This is a genomic window from Aminipila terrae, assembly GCF_010120715.1.
GTDB lineage: Bacteria > Bacillota > Clostridia > Peptostreptococcales > Anaerovoracaceae > Aminipila > Aminipila terrae.
This window is the reverse complement of sequence record NZ_CP047591.1, coordinates 3,139,182-3,156,120: the sequence shown is the minus strand read 5'-3', so window position 1 is coordinate 3,156,120 and position 16,939 is coordinate 3,139,182. Positions and strand designations below refer to the sequence as shown.

Annotated in this window: 24 protein-coding genes; 3 read left to right on the top strand and 21 right to left on the bottom strand. The window is 34.6% G+C overall.

Annotation, left to right across the window (positions count from 1 at the left end; genetic code table 11):
• Nucleotides 1-6: 6 nt before the first annotated feature.
• The 17 genes from Ami3637_RS15235 to Ami3637_RS15155 all read right to left on the bottom strand — a co-directional run bounded on the left by Ami3637_RS15235 (nucleotide 7) and on the right by Ami3637_RS15155 (nucleotide 12,133).
• Nucleotides 7-948: a nucleoside hydrolase gene (locus tag Ami3637_RS15235; RefSeq protein ID WP_243158039.1), complete on the bottom strand. Its 942-nt coding sequence runs from the start codon at nucleotides 946-948 to the stop codon at nucleotides 7-9.
• 283 nt (nucleotides 949-1,231) lie between these two features.
• A complete protein-coding gene (locus Ami3637_RS15230) occupies nucleotides 1,232-1,870 on the bottom strand; it encodes a cyclase family protein (protein ID WP_330586691.1) in 639 nt (212 codons plus the stop codon).
• A gap of 279 nt (nucleotides 1,871-2,149) precedes the next feature.
• The gene (locus Ami3637_RS15225) at nucleotides 2,150-2,923 is read right to left on the bottom strand and encodes a flavodoxin family protein (protein ID WP_162363308.1); all 774 of its coding nucleotides are present in this window, start codon (nucleotides 2,921-2,923) and stop codon (nucleotides 2,150-2,152) included.
• Complete coding sequence (locus tag Ami3637_RS15220) at nucleotides 2,920-3,516, bottom strand: TetR/AcrR family transcriptional regulator (protein WP_162363307.1); 597 nt, start codon at nucleotides 3,514-3,516, stop codon at nucleotides 2,920-2,922. The genes Ami3637_RS15225 and Ami3637_RS15220 overlap by 4 nt, the downstream gene beginning before the upstream one ends.
• A gap of 118 nt (nucleotides 3,517-3,634) precedes the next feature.
• Nucleotides 3,635-4,345: a GNAT family N-acetyltransferase gene (locus Ami3637_RS15215; protein ID WP_162363306.1), complete on the bottom strand. Its 711-nt coding sequence runs from the start codon at nucleotides 4,343-4,345 to the stop codon at nucleotides 3,635-3,637.
• 38 nt (nucleotides 4,346-4,383) lie between these two features.
• Complete coding sequence (locus tag Ami3637_RS15210; protein WP_162363305.1) at nucleotides 4,384-4,866, bottom strand: GNAT family N-acetyltransferase; 483 nt, start codon at nucleotides 4,864-4,866, stop codon at nucleotides 4,384-4,386.
• Between the two features lie 134 nt (nucleotides 4,867-5,000).
• Entirely contained in the window at nucleotides 5,001-5,516 is a 516-nt protein-coding gene (locus Ami3637_RS15205) for a MarR family winged helix-turn-helix transcriptional regulator (RefSeq protein ID WP_202931064.1), read from the bottom strand.
• A 112-nt stretch (nucleotides 5,517-5,628) separates the two neighbouring features.
• Nucleotides 5,629-6,714 (bottom strand): ABC transporter ATP-binding protein, encoded by a 1,086-nt coding sequence (locus tag Ami3637_RS15200; protein ID WP_162363788.1) that lies wholly within the window; start codon nucleotides 6,712-6,714, stop codon nucleotides 5,629-5,631.
• Nucleotides 6,695-7,429, bottom strand: coding sequence for a hypothetical protein (locus Ami3637_RS15195; protein WP_330586942.1), 735 nt, complete (start codon nucleotides 7,427-7,429; stop codon nucleotides 6,695-6,697). The genes Ami3637_RS15200 and Ami3637_RS15195 overlap by 20 nt, the downstream gene beginning before the upstream one ends.
• The gene (locus tag Ami3637_RS15190; RefSeq protein WP_162363303.1) at nucleotides 7,417-7,773 is read right to left on the bottom strand and encodes a hypothetical protein; all 357 of its coding nucleotides are present in this window, start codon (nucleotides 7,771-7,773) and stop codon (nucleotides 7,417-7,419) included. Before Ami3637_RS15190 ends, Ami3637_RS15195 begins: the two co-directional genes overlap by 13 nt.
• Entirely contained in the window at nucleotides 7,757-7,945 is a 189-nt protein-coding gene (locus Ami3637_RS15185; RefSeq protein ID WP_162363302.1) for a hypothetical protein, read from the bottom strand. Before Ami3637_RS15185 ends, Ami3637_RS15190 begins: the two co-directional genes overlap by 17 nt.
• Before the next feature lie 14 nt (nucleotides 7,946-7,959).
• Nucleotides 7,960-8,748 carry an efflux RND transporter periplasmic adaptor subunit gene (locus Ami3637_RS15180; RefSeq protein WP_162363301.1) on the bottom strand — a complete coding sequence of 263 codons (789 nt, stop codon included), beginning with the start codon at nucleotides 8,746-8,748 and terminating at the stop codon, nucleotides 7,960-7,962.
• 141 nt (nucleotides 8,749-8,889) lie between these two features.
• Nucleotides 8,890-9,759, bottom strand: coding sequence for a carbohydrate ABC transporter permease (locus Ami3637_RS15175; RefSeq protein WP_162363300.1), 870 nt, complete (start codon nucleotides 9,757-9,759; stop codon nucleotides 8,890-8,892).
• Nucleotides 9,756-10,238 (bottom strand): carbohydrate ABC transporter permease, encoded by a 483-nt coding sequence (locus Ami3637_RS15170; protein ID WP_162363299.1) that lies wholly within the window; start codon nucleotides 10,236-10,238, stop codon nucleotides 9,756-9,758. The genes Ami3637_RS15175 and Ami3637_RS15170 overlap by 4 nt, the downstream gene beginning before the upstream one ends.
• Nucleotides 10,235-10,495, bottom strand: a complete 261-nt coding sequence (locus Ami3637_RS15165; protein ID WP_162363298.1) for a sugar ABC transporter permease — start codon at nucleotides 10,493-10,495, stop codon at nucleotides 10,235-10,237. Before Ami3637_RS15165 ends, Ami3637_RS15170 begins: the two co-directional genes overlap by 4 nt.
• Before the next feature lie 166 nt (nucleotides 10,496-10,661).
• Complete coding sequence (locus Ami3637_RS15160; protein WP_162363297.1) at nucleotides 10,662-11,651, bottom strand: hypothetical protein; 990 nt, start codon at nucleotides 11,649-11,651, stop codon at nucleotides 10,662-10,664.
• Nucleotides 11,648-12,133, bottom strand: coding sequence for a type 2 periplasmic-binding domain-containing protein (locus Ami3637_RS15155; protein WP_162363296.1), 486 nt, complete (start codon nucleotides 12,131-12,133; stop codon nucleotides 11,648-11,650). The genes Ami3637_RS15160 and Ami3637_RS15155 overlap by 4 nt, the downstream gene beginning before the upstream one ends.
• 246 nt (nucleotides 12,134-12,379) lie before the next feature.
• Here Ami3637_RS15155 and Ami3637_RS18025 point away from each other — a divergent pair, with 246 nt between their 5' ends.
• Nucleotides 12,380-12,502, top strand: a complete 123-nt coding sequence (locus Ami3637_RS18025; protein ID WP_279286676.1) for a hypothetical protein — start codon at nucleotides 12,380-12,382, stop codon at nucleotides 12,500-12,502.
• A gap of 36 nt (nucleotides 12,503-12,538) precedes the next feature.
• On the opposite strand, the gene Ami3637_RS15150 is transcribed toward Ami3637_RS18025, so the two are convergent.
• The gene (locus Ami3637_RS15150; protein WP_162363295.1) at nucleotides 12,539-13,081 is read right to left on the bottom strand and encodes a nitroreductase family protein; all 543 of its coding nucleotides are present in this window, start codon (nucleotides 13,079-13,081) and stop codon (nucleotides 12,539-12,541) included.
• A 151-nt stretch (nucleotides 13,082-13,232) separates the two neighbouring features.
• Here Ami3637_RS15150 and Ami3637_RS15145 point away from each other — a divergent pair, with 151 nt between their 5' ends.
• On the top strand, nucleotides 13,233-13,556 hold the full coding sequence (locus Ami3637_RS15145; RefSeq protein WP_162363294.1) for a DMT family transporter: 324 nt from the start codon (nucleotides 13,233-13,235) through the stop codon (nucleotides 13,554-13,556).
• Between the two features lie 18 nt (nucleotides 13,557-13,574).
• Nucleotides 13,575-14,018: a MarR family winged helix-turn-helix transcriptional regulator gene (locus Ami3637_RS15140; RefSeq protein ID WP_162363293.1), complete on the top strand. Its 444-nt coding sequence runs from the start codon at nucleotides 13,575-13,577 to the stop codon at nucleotides 14,016-14,018.
• 62 nt (nucleotides 14,019-14,080) lie between these two features.
• Here the strand turns inward: Ami3637_RS15140 and Ami3637_RS15135 are convergent, their stop codons facing one another.
• The 3 genes from Ami3637_RS15135 to Ami3637_RS15125 form a co-directional block, all read right to left on the bottom strand.
• The gene (locus tag Ami3637_RS15135) at nucleotides 14,081-14,977 is read right to left on the bottom strand and encodes an anti-sigma-V factor rsiV (protein ID WP_162363292.1); all 897 of its coding nucleotides are present in this window, start codon (nucleotides 14,975-14,977) and stop codon (nucleotides 14,081-14,083) included.
• Between the two features lie 10 nt (nucleotides 14,978-14,987).
• Nucleotides 14,988-15,470, bottom strand: a complete 483-nt coding sequence (locus tag Ami3637_RS15130; RefSeq protein WP_162363291.1) for an RNA polymerase sigma factor — start codon at nucleotides 15,468-15,470, stop codon at nucleotides 14,988-14,990.
• A 186-nt stretch (nucleotides 15,471-15,656) separates the two neighbouring features.
• Entirely contained in the window at nucleotides 15,657-16,904 is a 1,248-nt protein-coding gene (locus Ami3637_RS15125) for a D-alanyl-D-alanine carboxypeptidase family protein (protein WP_162363290.1), read from the bottom strand.
• Nucleotides 16,905-16,939: the final 35 nt, after the last annotated feature.

Sequence of the window (16,939 nt, the reverse complement as noted above, 5' to 3'; positions counted from 1 at the left end):
TTTTACTCAAACCTTTATTTTTACTTTCATATAGTTACTATATACTTTCTCCTGAAATTGTTTCTGGTCCCGGATGTTAGGCAAATCTATCAGGATTTCTTTTCCTCTTCCGTTTAAGAAGCCACTTTTCAAGGACTCAAGATCAGGTGTAATTGCCATTTTATTGCTTTCAAAAAGTTCTGGGTCAAGTAAATAAGCCGCAGCTGTAACATCCCAGTTGTAAAAACCATCCAATCCATAACTTGTCATGTTATGTTCATACCAATAAGCAGTTTTTTCATAAAGATAGCGTGCAATTGGTTCAGGTGAAACCTGAAAGCGGTTTACATGATCTTTATATGAAAAAAAAGCACCCAGACAATTATTTCCTGTGGCTATTCCTACCTTTCTGGATTTTGTCAGAACTTGAAAAGCTGCAGCTGGATCACAGGAAAAATTCAGTTCATCCAGTATGGTGTCGTTTATATATAAGTGGTCCGTCAGACCACCCATAAGACTTATGCTGTTGATTTTATTAAGGAAATCTTCGTCCTTCTGACAGGCTCCATAAAGATTTGTCAGTGAACCTGTGGCAATGATAGAAACATTTTCGGCATATTGATTAACCATATCAACCAGAAAATCAACTGCTTCACTCTGTTTTTCGCCCGGTCTGGGACATCCTTTATAATGAGGAATATCCGTTCTGCCAATATCTTCAAGCATTTTATGGGTAGCTGTATATACTGTTTCTATATCACTGTTTCCGTATGTATTGGTAATTCCCAGCAAATTGGCTTTGTCACTGCCAAGAAGGTATAACAGTGCCAATCCGTCATCAACATCACACCCTTTTACACCAAAGGTATTATCACAATCAAAAATAATATTCATATAGGCCTGTTCTCCTCTGCTTCCTTCTGTCAAATCAGTATATTCAAATTTAATTGATTCCACTTGCAGATCCATTTATACTCGGTCATTCAATGTATATTAGACATCATCTAATAGTAGATTGTCTCTTTTACTTTTTTATTATATAAGCATTCATTATGATGTAATATTACTTTCTCTAGTGATTTTGGTAAAAATTATTGATTTCTTATGTTTTTTTACCTAATGATATTCCAAGTATAAAAAATAAGCACAAGTAGTGAACAACCCAGTACCTGGGTATTTTACTTGTACTTATCTTACATCTTCTATATTTTCTTTTATTCATTCTTTACTGTACGCTTACAGTAACCTAATATTATTCGGATAAAATAGCAATAGCCCGAATAGGTGCTCCATCTGCATTTTCATATTTAAGAGGCAGGGCGCAGAATGTAAAAATCTCATTTCCTAACTCTCCCAGATGGTGAAGATTTTCAATAATCACTATATCCGTATCTGAAAAAAGCTTTCGGTGTAATGTCAGATTTTCATCTGAGATGGGATCTAACCCTATTACGTCTAATCCCACACCTTTTTTATTACTATGGATTAAATATTCCGCTATCTCTTCTGTAATATATGGATATTCTCCAAAATAGCTGCTTGTACCCCAATACTGATCCCAACCTGTGTAGAATAAAAGATATTCTGCCTGATCTGCCTTTTCTTTTACTTTATCAATATAACTCATAGTTATTCTTTGTCCCTCTGACAAATCACTGCAGTCAATTACTAACCCTTTGCCTACAAATTGCTCTATAGGAAAAGCATCCAATGCCGTCCTGTGTGAATATAAATGCATTGGCGCATCCATATGAGTTCCCGTATGAGAAAACATGGTCAGTAAAGTTTCTTTAAAGCCATCTTTTTCATAAGTATTTGCCGTTTTTAACTGAGGACCTTCCGTCCCAGGATAAACTGGCATATTTTCCGATATTGTATGTGTTAAATCCATGACTTTCATAATAACATCTCGCTTTCTTGATTACTTTTGTTTTTTACATTTAAATAAACCTATAAAATCAAAAATTATCTGTTATGTCAGTAATTTATCACAACTCCCCACTTCCTCAAGAACAGTTTATCAGTTCATACTACTAAACAATATCAACTTGTATGTAAATCATCCGGGCTGAAAATTCTTATACTGCCCATCAGTGATATTATATTGAATTCTGATAGTAATTTCAAGAATTACACTCATATTTAATTCAATTAACCCATCTGCCATTTTTCAGGAACCTCTACGCCTGACCATTTGTTTTCCTAATAAATCAAAAACACGGCCTGCCAGCCTTTTTATCATTCCTAAGGAAACTTCATAATAATAATCAGACTCAAACCAGCCCTTCTCTTTATAATATTCATAGTCCCTGAACTTTTCATCTAAAATCATCTTTATATTTGTACGCCCTAACCTGAACATAAGCAGTCTGAAAAAGGAAGGGTTTGGAGAAGGCCTCATCAGTTCCCTGTAAAATCTGGCTGATGCCTTTTTAATTTTATTAGTCATTCTTTGCTGTTCAAGAGAAGTTCTGGGCTCTAATGCAGTTAAACAGCATCCCTTTGACACATGAAACCCCAAATTCCTCCCCAAAAACTCCAGGTATTTTACAATATCCGATCCTCCATAGATTCCCTGGACAACAATTGCTGTAAAGGCCTTATTGAAAAAACGTGGTCGATGAAAAAGGAAACCCAGGCGATCCAAAAATGTTTTCATGAGAGCTGTTACCTGAAATGAATAATTAGGGGTAGCAAAAATCACTCCGTCAGAATTGTTCATTTTGTCAATCAATAAACTTAGATCATCCTTTATTAAACAGCATTCTTCTCCTTTATTAAAACATGTTATACATCCTTTACAATTTTCAAGGTAATAATCTTTTAAAAAAACATACTCAAAATCAATTTCTGCATATGATTTTAAATTCTCTTCAAATTCTCTGACTATCTGATAAGTATTCTTCTTTCGAGGGCTTCCGAGAAATACAGTAACCTTTTTCATTTATTGACCTCCTGATTTGAGCAATCAGTTAATCCTTTCATAATGAATTCTGTCAAGTAATCTACGAGCTGAGGAAAATGTTGCATTCCAATATCTTCCTTATGAATATCTATATATGGTATTGCATTAAAAATAGCAAGTATTAAATCATCGTCCAAATCCTTTCTGATTTTGCCCTCAAGCTTCCAATTTCTGATTAATGTTACCGTGTTGCTATTCATTAGCTCTTGAATTTTCTTAATGCCACCTTCATGAAAAAATTCCTTCTCTAATCTGCTAAAGAGTTCCTTGTTATACCATTCTCTTAATATAGGATTAGAGTTTATGCCGTTATAATTTAAGGACATTAACTGTTTGACCGCTTTTAAGGGATCATTATCTATGTCAGCAGACTCAAAGCTTTTCTTAAGATTCTCATTTTCTTTCAAAAAAATTTCTAAAAACAGCTTTTCTTTGGACGAATAGTAATTATAAAATGTGCCTACCGCTACACCTGCCATTTTGGTAATATCTGAAACATTTGTATCTTTAAATCCCTTTAAACTGAATAGCTCTTTTCCACATTTAAAAATACTCTCTTTTTTATCTTCCATTTTATTTAACTCCCAAACATAATGAATGAATATTTTATATATTCATTCAGATATTAACATAAAAAATGTTTATATCAAGAAGATTATAAACATTTTGAAAGATGAATCTGTGATTTGCTTAAAACAGCCAATATAAATATTGATTTGATAGCTCGAATCCCAATTTCTTTTGTAACGCAATGGAATTAGTATTATTTTCAAATACCTGACAGAATGGTATCCATCCTTTTTTCATCATAAGATTTACCATATAACTTTCCAGAGCATAGCCTATCCCCTGCCTTCTGAAATCAGGCAGGACTTCTAACATTCCTATACTTCCCTCTGGGTGCATTCCTATAAATCCGGCCAGATTACCCATTACAAATGTTCCATATATCTGTTCGCTTTCAATAAGTCTGGTTATATAGTCCGGGTCATCCATTGCATGATAGTTGTCCAAAATCACGGGAATATGAGTATGATTCAATTTATATATCTTTATTTTCCCGTCTGAAGGTATCAATGTTTTATTCAGATAGACCGCCTGGGAACATTTGAATTGGTTCTTAAAAACAAATTTGCTTTGAATAATCGGCAGACAAAATGATTGGTGAACAGCAAAAAGCTTTGCATCAGTAATGCTCTTAATAAGTTTTTGTGCAAGGTCCGGACAATCAACCGATATCATATAGGCGCCACTCTTTTTCTCAAATAATAACACACCATCTTTTTGTGCATAGAGAATATCTGCCGTATCACGGTGAATCGGTTCAATCATTCCCATATTCAGTAATAATTCCTGCTCTAAATATTGCAGTGCCTGTGATTTATGTAATTCACCTAACATGTTTGTATAACGCCTTCTTCATTTTATTTTAAAAGAATCTATAAGTCAGCCACCATATCATACCAGACTGCACCCCCGTGTGTAGACTGTGAGACTCCTTGATTTATATATCCAAATTTTTCATAGTATTTAATCAAATGTTCTTTGCAGGTTAAAACCATCTTCTCACGTCCTGCCTGTCTGGCTACATTCATAAAATGGTTCATTAATTTTGCAGCAATTCCCTGTTTCTGGTACGCAGGGTCTACCAACAATCCAAAAATCATCTGATTTTTACCCTTAGGGTTATGTCCACCTTCCGGCTCAAAAAGGTCATCACTGATTGTTACGTTGTCAGAAACACATCCATTGACAATTCCAATGATTTCGTCCTTTTCTACAGCTACATAAAAGCTTTCCGGAAATGCAGCAATCCGGTATTCAAAGGACTCTCTCGTGGCTGCTTCTTCTTTGGGAAAGCAAAGATTTTCTAATTTTACAAGCCCATCCAAATCATTTTTTTCAACTTTTCTGATAATCATATATTTTTTACCACCTTTCTAAGAACTCATATTTATTACAAAATATAGTTTAGTATGTAAACTATATTCAGTATAGGTTCTAAATAATATTGTGTCAATAGAACTTTTCTATATAAATCAAAAATCTGCTGCTTTTATTCAGGACGAGGCAAATCCAATAATTCAGTATATCGGTCCATAATCTTATAGAATATGACTATCTCTTCCGTTGTAAAGCCTTGACGCAACATTTTATCAGCCCAGGTAAGTTCTTTTATATCATACGCTTTATGTGCTTTACTTAGAAATTCTCCTTTGTCAGTAACGTATAAATGAACATTTTTTGCATTGCCATCTTCTTTTTTTCTGAAAATCAAACCTCGCTTTTCCAATTTTGCAACGATTTGTGATACAGCTCCTTTGGTACGATTCCAATGTAATGCCACATCCGTAACAGTGATGCCGGGATTTTCCTCAATAACAGTCAGAGTGTGTACCTCAACCATGTTAATGATTTCTCCTGTGCCATAATCATGAGCTGTTTTAATGTAATCATTATAAGTGGTAACAAATTTATAGATAATATTTGCTTTTTCATCTAATTCATGATATTTAGCATTTCTTAAAACTACATTTTCAGTGTTAGTCATTTTGTTTTTATAATCTTTCATTTGATTCTTCCGTTTACCTTTTTATTAGATAAAGATTTAATCCATATCCATCCTTTTTATGAGTTATCTATAAATAATTATACCTCCTATCTGTTTGAACTTCCACCTATTATTAAATTGCCATATGAGTATCCTTATCAAAGATATGCAGTCTGTTACCATTGAATGCCAGAGGAACAAAACTGCCAGCTTTGCACTCTTCTAAAACCGGTGTCCTCACAATAAACTTATTTCCATTTAACATACAGTGCAGATACATCTCTGACCCCATATGCTCAATTAGTTCTATTTTCATTTTCACAGAATGACTGCACTCCTTTTGAATGGAGAAATCTTCAGGGCGTATGCCAAACATAACCTCTCTTCCCTCATAGAGTGCTAGTTCTTCAAATTTATTATTGTGAAGTCTAATTAGATGTCCTTCAAACTCAGCTGCGTATATGTCATTTCTTTTAACAATCCTGCCAGTAAAAAAATTCATCTGAGGTGTACCTATAAATCCTGCCACAAACATATTGCATGGTTTATTGTAAAGATTCTGTGGAGTTCCAACCTGTTGAATATATCCATCCTTCATTACCACCATGCGGTCACTCATAGTCATGGCTTCAGTCTGATCATGGGTCACATAAACAAAGGTAGTCCCCAGCCTTTTATGCAGATTCAGAATTTCTGTGCGCATTTGGTTTCGCAGTTTGGCATCCAGATTTGAAAGAGGTTCATCCAGCAGAAATACTTCAGGATTTCTCACCATAGCCCTCCCCAGTGCCACCCTCTGACGCTGTCCTCCTGAAAGAGCCTTCGGCTTTCTGTCCAGCAGCTGTTCAATCCCCAATATTTTAGCTGCATCCAGCACTTTTTGTTTAATATCTTCCTTGGGCACTTTCCTTAAAGTAAGACCAAAGGCCATGTTTTTAAAAACTGTCATATGGGGATATAAAGCATAGTTCTGGAATACCATGGCGATATTTCTGTCTTTTGACACCACATGGTTTACTTTTTTCTCACCAATGTACAATTCACCCCCACTTATATCCTCCAGTCCTGCAATCATGCGAAGCATAGTGGATTTACCACAGCCTGAAGGCCCCACCAGAACAATAAATTCTTTATCTTCTATTTCCAAATTGAAATCATGTACCGCTGTAACATTGCCAGGATAAATCTTTTTTAAATTTTTAATCTGTATTTTCGCCATCATTCCTGTCTCCTAATGAATGTAGTCCTTCTGTCAATAACAAACAAATATCAATGAAAAATCCTGTTATAAAGAAAAATGATAAATAAATACTTGTTTTTAAATTCTGAGTAATCAACCCAAAAGCTGAGGAATCATTTAACTGCAGGACAGCTATGTGATCACTACAGAACAGAATATATGAGGTAAAACTAAAGAATAGATTTAAAATTAATGTAACCATCAATATCATTCCAGCCACTACTAAAAGTATTTTTAATATTGCTCCTGGATAATTCCTGATTATGTCACCCAGATAAAATTTTTTAAACAAACCCCTGCAATATCTGATTTTTTCCCTTAAACAATAATGACTTTTGGTAAAAAGGAAAATAGAAACACTGATTGCTGTAAGCTTCAATCCAATAAAAAATACGCTGTAAACCAGTCCTGTCAGATCTGCAAAATAAACGAAACTATATCCATTCTCCTCCGATGCTACAGGCTTACATTCATTTTTTATCTGTTCTCTCGTGACATTTCTCTCTAATCCTACAAGGAAGGAATTTGTATTTTCTTCCCAGCAGGAAGCAGGAGTGTAAACGTTTTTTTCCTGAATTTTATCATCAAGTACACCTGTTATCGTATATTCGCCCTGACCCATTTTCATTTTCATTCCACATATATTTATACTTCCGAACATTTCATAAGCAGAAGTTTTATTTAAAACAGCCAGTTTTTTCCCCTGTTTTTGATCCTGCTCTGTAAAAAAGAACCCTTAAGAAATTCTTGGTGCATAATAAATGGGTAAGTATAGTTGGTTTTAATTAAGTTTCCATCATAATTTGAATTTAAAACCTGCAGATTCTCCTTAGAAACAATTCCATAAGTCAGAAGAATTAATTTACCATTAATCTTTTCTAGTGCCTCCGTACTAATTACAGACGATTGAGATGTAGTTGGTGTCACCAGAAGAAACTCTTCACAGTTCATCATTTTTACATGTATAGACAGAATCAAAAGTCCCATAAGAAATGTGGCTGCAAGCATCCACAAAATAGCCCTAATTTTTCTCTGCAAAGAAATCACCCTCATTTTCAAGTATTATCGTATCTCCAGCTGACAATTCTTTGTTACAAAGCAGCACAACTGGTTCAAAAAATGTAATTCCCTTTGTAATGATTGTATTTTCATTATCATTATCACCAATATATACTTTCAGCTTTTCTACATAATACTCTTTGCCAAGCATGCCTTTTCTTTGTTTTATCTGATAGAGAAAATATCCATTACTGTCCTTGTTAAGTGCACCGTTTGGTACCATTGTGTGAGATTTAGTGCTCTTTTCTCAAATTTAACGTCGAAGGTTTCCCCTGTTTTTACTTTATCTGATTGAATCCATACAGAAACTTCTTTCTTTCCCTCTTTTGCTTTTATTTCCTTAACAGTTCCTTGAAAATGATAGGATGAATTTTCAAGTTTACATTGATCTCCCTCTTCTACGAAATTATTGTCTAAAGCAACACTGCAATTTATTTTGAAACTTTGGGACACTCCACATTTTGCCACAAGTTCACCGCTGTTAAGCTTCTGACCTTTATGTACCGATATTTCTGAAACCACCAGATCTTCAGGTGCATAAACAATTAGGGAGCAAGACTTTGAAAGGCTTCGATTATCCAGCAGCAGCTTTTGTTTTTTCATATAAAGTGACTTTAACTCTCTCTCTCTTTTTTCATAATCATTTTGGGGAGCAGCTCCCTGCTCATATAACTTCTTTAAATCACTGCAATCTTCCTCAGCATTTTTAATGTCCATATCTACCTGTTCTAATTCATACGCACTTTCTCTGTTTTTAGATATTTCTTCTTCCGATAGTGATAATCTGGCTATCGGTTGTCCCTTCCGAACAGAATCCCCCTGTTTAACAAAAATCTCTTCCACGTTTCCTCCTGTATCAGTATATACTTCAACCACCTCTCCCCATTCTGCAATTCCTTTAACCACCTCTGTCTTATCCAGCTTCCCCTTTAGCGGCATTGTTGCAGTTACCACAGGAAGGTTGTAATTATATACGGTTTTGGAAACAAAGGTGAAAATCAGGATCAAGATTATCAGTATTGCTCCTACAGTTTTGATATTAATTATTTTTTTACATGATCCGAGTTATTCATTTATTTTTCTATACTCCTGCTTTTATTTTATTCCGGATAATTCAATTCCCTTTTCCAGGTTTTTCTGGCCAATGGTTAAAAACCAAAGGGGTAAAACCATATAAACCGTCGAAATGGCGAAAATCAAGCTGATATTTTCAGAGGGGATTAAAGAAAGACATACAGAAAGTGGTTCTCTGTAATATTCTTTTATAAAAATTATTACCTGTTCAACAATATTCCAGTATTCAATAAATACCAGCATAGATAAAGCTGCAATCCCAGATTTCATCTGTGGCAGCACGATATGCCAAAAGATATAAAAGCTACTTGCTCCATCCACCTGAGCTGCTTCAAAATACTCCTTAGGTATCCCCTTCATGGTCTGTCTGAGCAGAAATGTACCAAATGGAGAAAATATTCCAGGCAGAATGATGGCAAGATAACTGGTTGTCAGACCCAGTTTATCTGCCACAATATAATTAGGTACTAAGACTGCCTGCAGTGGCATGAGCATGACTACAATATAAATAAAAAACACTTTCTCTTTATGCTTCCAATTCCAAATGGTAAATCCGTATGATGTCAATACAGAAACCAGTACATTTCCCACCACCACCGGCACTGTAATCTTAAGAGAATTTACCAGTAAAATCAAAAATGCAGGCTGATTAATCAGAGCCTCTTTGTATTGTGAAAATGTAATCTGGCTTGGAATTAATGGAATCTGTATAAATTTTTCCTTTATTCCACTTACCAGATCAAAAACTGAAAGTGATGTAGTGTAATGTGAAAGGATATCATTACCCGTCATAAAGGAATTTGTTATGGTCACTATCAAAGGCATCAGAAACAAAATTCCCAAAAAGGAGAGAATTCCTATAATAACCCGATCCTGTAATCTGCGGTTCATGAACCATGCCTCCTTTCAAATCTGAACAGAAACTGAACTAGCAGTATAATAATCAGCACCATTACGCTGGTAGCCGTAGTCAGCTTTTGGTAATTAAGAGAGTAAAACATATTGTTCATGAAATGCTGAAGCATATAAATGCTTTCAGGAGGGTATTTCCCCGTTATCAGGTATATCTCTTTAAATACTTTAAAAGAATTAATTATTGACATGATTACAACAAGCACAATCATGGGTACCAGCCCGGGCAGGGTTATGTGGAAGAAAGTCTGAACTCCATTGGCTCCATCAACTGCTGCTGCCTCATAGTGCTCCTTTGGAATATTATGAAGGCCCGCCATAAATAAAACCATGTTGTACCCAAGATTCTTCCAGATAAAGATCAGCACAATGACATAAAGGGCTGCCGAAGTTTCCAGCCAGTTAATACTCTCTAAACCAATACCATTTAATATTCTGTTGACATATCCCTGATTCATAAACAATGCTTTCCAGAAAAAACCATAGATCCAGATGGAATCACAAGTGGAATCAGAAAAATCAGAACAAACAGCTCCTTATGCCTCTTTATCTTGCTGATCAGCAGTGCTACCATCAAAGATAAAACCATTCCAAGGGGCACACTGATGCCAATAAAAATCAATGTGTTTTTCAGTCCTAAAAGATACGGCTTATTGTGAAACAAATCAATAAAGTTCTTCAGACCAACAAAGGAACCATTTACTGGTTTACTCATAAAGGCGTATCCTAAGGACACAAAAAACGGCCATATGTAAAAGAGAATCAATCCCGCGAATCCCATAAATAAAAAGAAGAAGGCGGGATTGATCTGATACTTTTTTGCTGATTTACCTGATTTGTATAATCCAGATAAGTTATTTAGTTTTTTTATATTTTGAAATTTATTCATTTAAATACAATTCTATTTTCTCCTGCAAAGTACTTGCAACTTGTTCCGCTGTTTTGGAACCATTGAAATAGTTATCTGCTTCTTTTTCAATCATGTGGTTAATGGTATCATCTTTAATTGGATAGTAGTTTAAATTATCAGAAAGATTTTCTATGGATTTGGTGTAAATATCATATACTTTTTTCTGTTCTGCTGTTAAATCCTTACTCTGTTCCATAGGTTTTTCGCTGAATGTTAACCCCATGATGTCAATTTTAGCCTTCTTCATGCGAGCTTCATTATTAATTGGCAGACTATAATCGGACATCTGCACGCCATCACTCATGATATACTTTATAAAGGCCCATGCTAAAGCTTTATTTTCTGAATTTGCGTTGATTCCATAAGCCTGCATATATTTAAAATTAACATTACCCTTCTGATTTGTCAGTAAACCCAGTATTTTATCATTGCTCTCATCCCCTGCGCCTGTATCTATATCCTTAAAAGGACTTGATGACTCTGCTCCTACGCTTTTAAAAGCTTCATTTAATAGAAATAAGTTATCCTTGGTTCTGTAAAATGCCTTTTGCTGTTCCATTTTTCGAAAATCTTCCTCAGTCAGCTTGTTATAATCTATTTGAGGGCTGATATAGCCATTTTCTCCATATTTTTTTACTGTTTCCAACAGGTTCACAAAATTCCCATCAGTGAAATTTACTTTTCTGTTTTCCATATCAATATATTTCTCATAATTCATAGACATAAGTTCTTTCAGCATACCATAATCTGCAACTTCTTCAAACATTCTGACTGGCTCTGCTGCATTTCGATTTGCACGCTGAAAAGGTTCTTTGCCCGCCTGAATCAGCTGATTATATGTATATTTGCTGTTTTTCTGCAGATTTTGTTTTTCATTTTCATTAAAGAGAGAAGAATCATAAGTAAGATAATCAAAAGTATAATCTAAAGGAATTACATATAAGCCATCATGATACTTCATTGCATCCAGTATATTTTTTTATAATCTTTAATATCAAAGCTGCTGTCAGCATCCATGTAATTCTGCAGATTTTCCAGCTGGCCTCCGTCTGCATATTTATAATATGGAAGGACATCCATTGCTAAAATGTCTGCACCTTTCCCGCTCATCAATTCAGTATTTACCTTACTGATATAATCAGCCTGCTCCTGTTCATTATTCGTTGACGATGTCATAACACTGCCATCTTCCATTTTTTTAACTTCTGGCATAGGCGCAAAACCTTCTACATTAATTTTTGTACCGGGATGTTTTTTTTCAAAAACCTTCGCTGCATTCTCCAGGAAATCTTTATACATCATGGTGTCATAACAGGATACTGTTATTTCACCCGATAATTTTTCACTCAGCATTTGCTTCAATGAAGCTTCTTGTTTCTGGCCACAGCCTGTCACTGAAAATCCCAAAGCAACAATACATAGGACCGCAATCCATTTTTTCATAACATACCTCCATTAATATTTCTAACTTGAACAAATATACAATACCAAAAATAGGAAATGTGTATTTTAATATTTAGTAGTTTAAATCCTAAGAAAATCCTAATAAATTATTAATTTTTTACTAATATCTGGAACTCATATCCATGTAATACCATCTTCAGCAGAAAATATGGCTTAATCTGTGGTTTTTCTAAAATATAGAATATTTAACGGATAAATAGCTCATACTTTTAATGGGGTGATAAAATGAATAATATGAATCACAGGAATGCAGTTGCCAGACGTAGACAGATTCATTCAGGCAATAGTGCACAGAATGTCAGTTCAGACAACAAATCAGATTCAAACGAAAAAAATCCTCTTAACTAAAATTAAGAGGATTTTTCTATGTCATTTTCAGTATGTTTAAATATATGAAATCAGTTCTTCAACGGCTTTTCTCTTTGGTGTCTCCGGAATAAATTTAGGATAACCCACTGCAATAATAGCCGCTACTTGTTGACCTTCTGGAATACTCACAACTTCTTCCACTTTTTCGTCATCAAAAATGCCTATTATAACTGATCCCAGGCTTTTTTCGTGAGCTGCCAGGCAGAACGTCTGGGTTGCAATGCCTGCATCAAACATCTGCCATCTATCACCTTTCGGTGTGGAAAAAGATCCGTCTTTTTCGTAACCACTACGGCCTTCTACCATAGTAACAAGGACTAAAGCAGCCGCACCTGCCATGGTCTTTGAATTATATTCAAATCCCAGTACACAGTCCTGCGCAATCTTTAAAATTTTTTCTCTGTCTTCCAGTATTATATACCGTACAATCTGAGTATTTTTCCATGATGGTGCATAGGAAGCAGCTTCTACAACTTCTTCCATTAATGCATGGGGAATTTTCTTTTCTTCATACTTTCTTATACTTCGTCTTTCCTTGATACAAGATATTGAATCCATTAAATTTTACCTCCATAGATTTTGATTGATATCCTATATATTCTACCTTTATTATTCTTGTTTGTTAAGCCATTATTGACATATTCTTCTTTTTATTTTACAATAATTTAGTCCAATCATGGACGAATTTATTAGAAACAGAGGTTATATTATGTCTTGGATTTATTTATTTCTTGCAATTGGATTTGAAATTACTGCAACAACTTTAATGAAAATGTCTATGGGCTTTACCAGATTGCTGCCTACTATTGGAACATTTTTAGGTTACATTATAAGTTTTACCTTTTTGTCCATAACCTTAAAGAAAATGGACATCAGCGTAGCCTATGCTGTCTGGTCTGCTGCAGGGATTATCGTCATATCTGCAATTGGCGTATTTGTTTTTAAAGAAAATGTAAACGCACTTAAAATAATATCTATACTTTTTATTGTTATAGGTGTTATTGGGTTAAATTTAAGTGGAATAAGTCATTAATTTATGAAAGGTTTAAAAATGAATAATAATAAAATCATCGTGGAACAAATTGACTGTTATTATCATTCATGGTTTGAAATAAACAATATATATCATCGGTGGGCTGTCACACATGGCATACAGGATACAACCCTGTTCATTCTCTATGAAATAAAAAAACAATCCCCAGGTTGTACCCAGAGTGGAATTTGCAATAAATTGTTTCTGCCAAAGCAAACGGTCTCTAAAATATTGTCTGATTTAGGAAAGGATAATTACATCTATAAAGAAACAAATACAAAGGACCGAAGAAATAAGCTTATCCATTTTACTGAAAAAGGAGAGCATTATGCTAACACTATTCTTGAAGAACTAAAGCTGGCAGAAATCGAAGCCTTTAAACTCATGTCCCAAGAACAACGAATTAACATAGTCGAGAGTTTTAAATCATTATGTGACTCCTTATCTGAAAAACTATATTAAAAAACGGCGGTTTGACTTTTATTCAAACCGCCGTTAATTCTGTTTATTTCTAAATCAACCGGCTATTTTACATACTGGTTACTAACTAAAATCTTAGATAAAACATCCGTTGGTATTACAAATTCCGGAGTTCCCATATACCCTGGTGCAACCTCAAACTGGTCAAATGAAATTACTAACTTTCCATCCTTATTAATATAGAAATTCTGATTCTTGTCAATTTTTTTGAAGATATCCTCTGGCATAGTATTACCATCATCAAGCCAATACACTTTATCTTCGCTTTTAACCTGTTCTTTCATCTGAGCTATTATATTTTCACTGATAACATCCACATAGCTGTCATCTTTAAATAAGCTTGGCAAGGTTAATAAAATCTGATTTTTCTTGTCAATTGTATCATACCTCATAACCGTATAGGAATCTGCTGCAGTTTTTGTTTCCCAGCGGCCTACAGATAAAATGTTGTCATTGTCTGTTTTCACTTCATATCCACTATAGGCACCTATGTTACCACTGCCTTGCTTCTTCATTTCTTCCATATCGGACATAAATTGTTTATAAAGTTTTTTGTTTTCTTCCAGGTATTTCTCGTTAATACTTCTTTCCAAATCCCCATTTTTTAGCCCCTGTATTTCTGGAACTTTTATATCAGCATCAAATTTGTCTTCTTTAACCGTAAACTCTTTGAAAGTAAGAACTTTTACTATTCCTCCAATAACTGGGGTCCTGGACAATTCATTTGCAAATGCCGGACTACTGTTTACTGTAACGGTAAGAGCCACCAAACAAATTACCACTGCAGCTGCAACAGTTCCCAGTCTTTTATAGAAATAAACTTTTTTTATATTGCTTTTGTTTTCTATTTTTAATGCCCTTCTTACTACAGAATCTAATTCCCCAGAAATGGGAACATTCATATATTCCTCTTTTAATTTCTCCATCTTATTATCTGTCATAATTTCCTCCTTAATCATTCATCTGAATGCGCAACTTCTCAAGAGCTTTATATAATCTGGTTTTTATCGTATTTACATTCTGGCCTAATACATCAGCTACTTCTTCAATTTTTAAGTCTTCAAAATATCGCAGTACAATAATACTCCGATAATTATCAGGTAAATTGTCCATTGCCTTATGAAGATCAATATCCTCATATTGATCCGGCTTTCCTGTCCCAGAAGTTAGAATCTCTTCTTCGGACACAATGACTTTTTTCTGCCTTCTCAGGTAATCCAGTGAAGTATTCACAACTATCCTGTAAAACCACGTTTTTATGTAATCGGGTTCGATTAGTGAATGCTGTGATGACATGGCTTTTACTATAGAATCCTGAACTATATCCAGGGCGTCATGTTCATTCTTTACATAACTGTAAGCCAGTCTGTAATAATTTTCCTGGTGTTTAATAACATAATCTTCAATAAGCTTATCTACATTGTTTTTTCTCATTGCCAACCTCCTCCTTGCCTTTAATCTGATACGTATCATGGTTATTAGCACTATATAGACGTGCCGACTATTGGAAAAGTTTTAGAATTTGTAAATTAATTTTTATAGTTAAATATTTTTAGATTTCATCTATTAAAATAAGGACATCCTTTTATCAGGAATGCCCTTACTCAAATGCTCTATTTATTAAACTGCCCGCTTATGTCTAAAGAGTAAAATTGCTGATAAAAAAATTAGAATTAATACAGCAATTCCTAAGGCATGAGAAATTTTGTCAGGAACACCAATTCCAGATAGAATCCCCCCTTTATCAACTTGTGCTGCAGTCACAACATCCACCTTGTCAACGAGCTTGTCTCCTTTATATATTTCAATCCTTCCAACCTTTTGTCCTTTAGCCAGGGGAGCCTGTAACCTGCCATCAACCACAAGTTTTGTATTAATCTCTGAATCAGAATTTTTTGCAGATGTTGTTACGTACGATGATTTATCTGCAACAAATTCAACATTTCTTACTGCTCCTTTGCTAACCTTTATTTTTCCAAAAGATTCTCCTTTTTTTACAGCAGCTATGCTTTTATAATTGTCAAATCCGTAATCCAGAAGAGCTATAGAATCTGCAAACTTTCCATCGGCAGTCGTATTTAAAACTACAGAAATAAGTTCAATGCCGCCTCTTTTGGCTGACGCTACAAGGCATCTCCCTGCTTCATTTGTATATCCATTTTTAACCCCTGTTGCTCCATCATACTTAATAGATTTAATAGTTCCATTAACAAGAAGTTTTGATTTACTATACAACAGTTTATTCGGATTTTTAAGCTCACGGATATTACTTTTGTTTGTCTCTGGAATGGTATATCTAAGAGTAGTAATAATTTTTCTAAACTCTTTGTTTTTCATAGCCTCTCTTGTAATCATAGCCAAATCATAGGCTGTGGTATAGTGGTTATCATCATGCAGGCCATTCGGTGTAACAAAATTTGTATTCTTTGCTCCCAGTTCTTTTGCCCTGGCATTCATCATATCTGCAAACTTTGGAACACTCCCGGCAACTTCCTTAGCAAGTGCCACTGCCGCATCATTTGCCGATTTTAACAACATTGCGTATAGCAGTTGTTCCACCGTTACTTTTTCTCCTTCTGAAAGATAGATCTGGCATTCTCCCGTTAAAGCAGTTTCCCTGTCAATGGTGACTGTTTTTGAAAGGTCAAGATTTTCAAGGACTAATAAAGCGGTCATGATTTTAGTTGTACTGGCAGGATACATCTTTTGGTTCATATGTTTATTGTATAAAACTTCTCCAGTGGAAGCGTTCATTAAAACTGCGGTTTCAGCTGAAAGAGCAGGTGCCTTATCCGTTTCAGCCAGAGAAATAACCATAGAATTTGATATAATTAATATTATTAACAATACCAGAAATATTTTTTTCATTCTTCATACACTCCTAAATTGTAATATTTATTTTG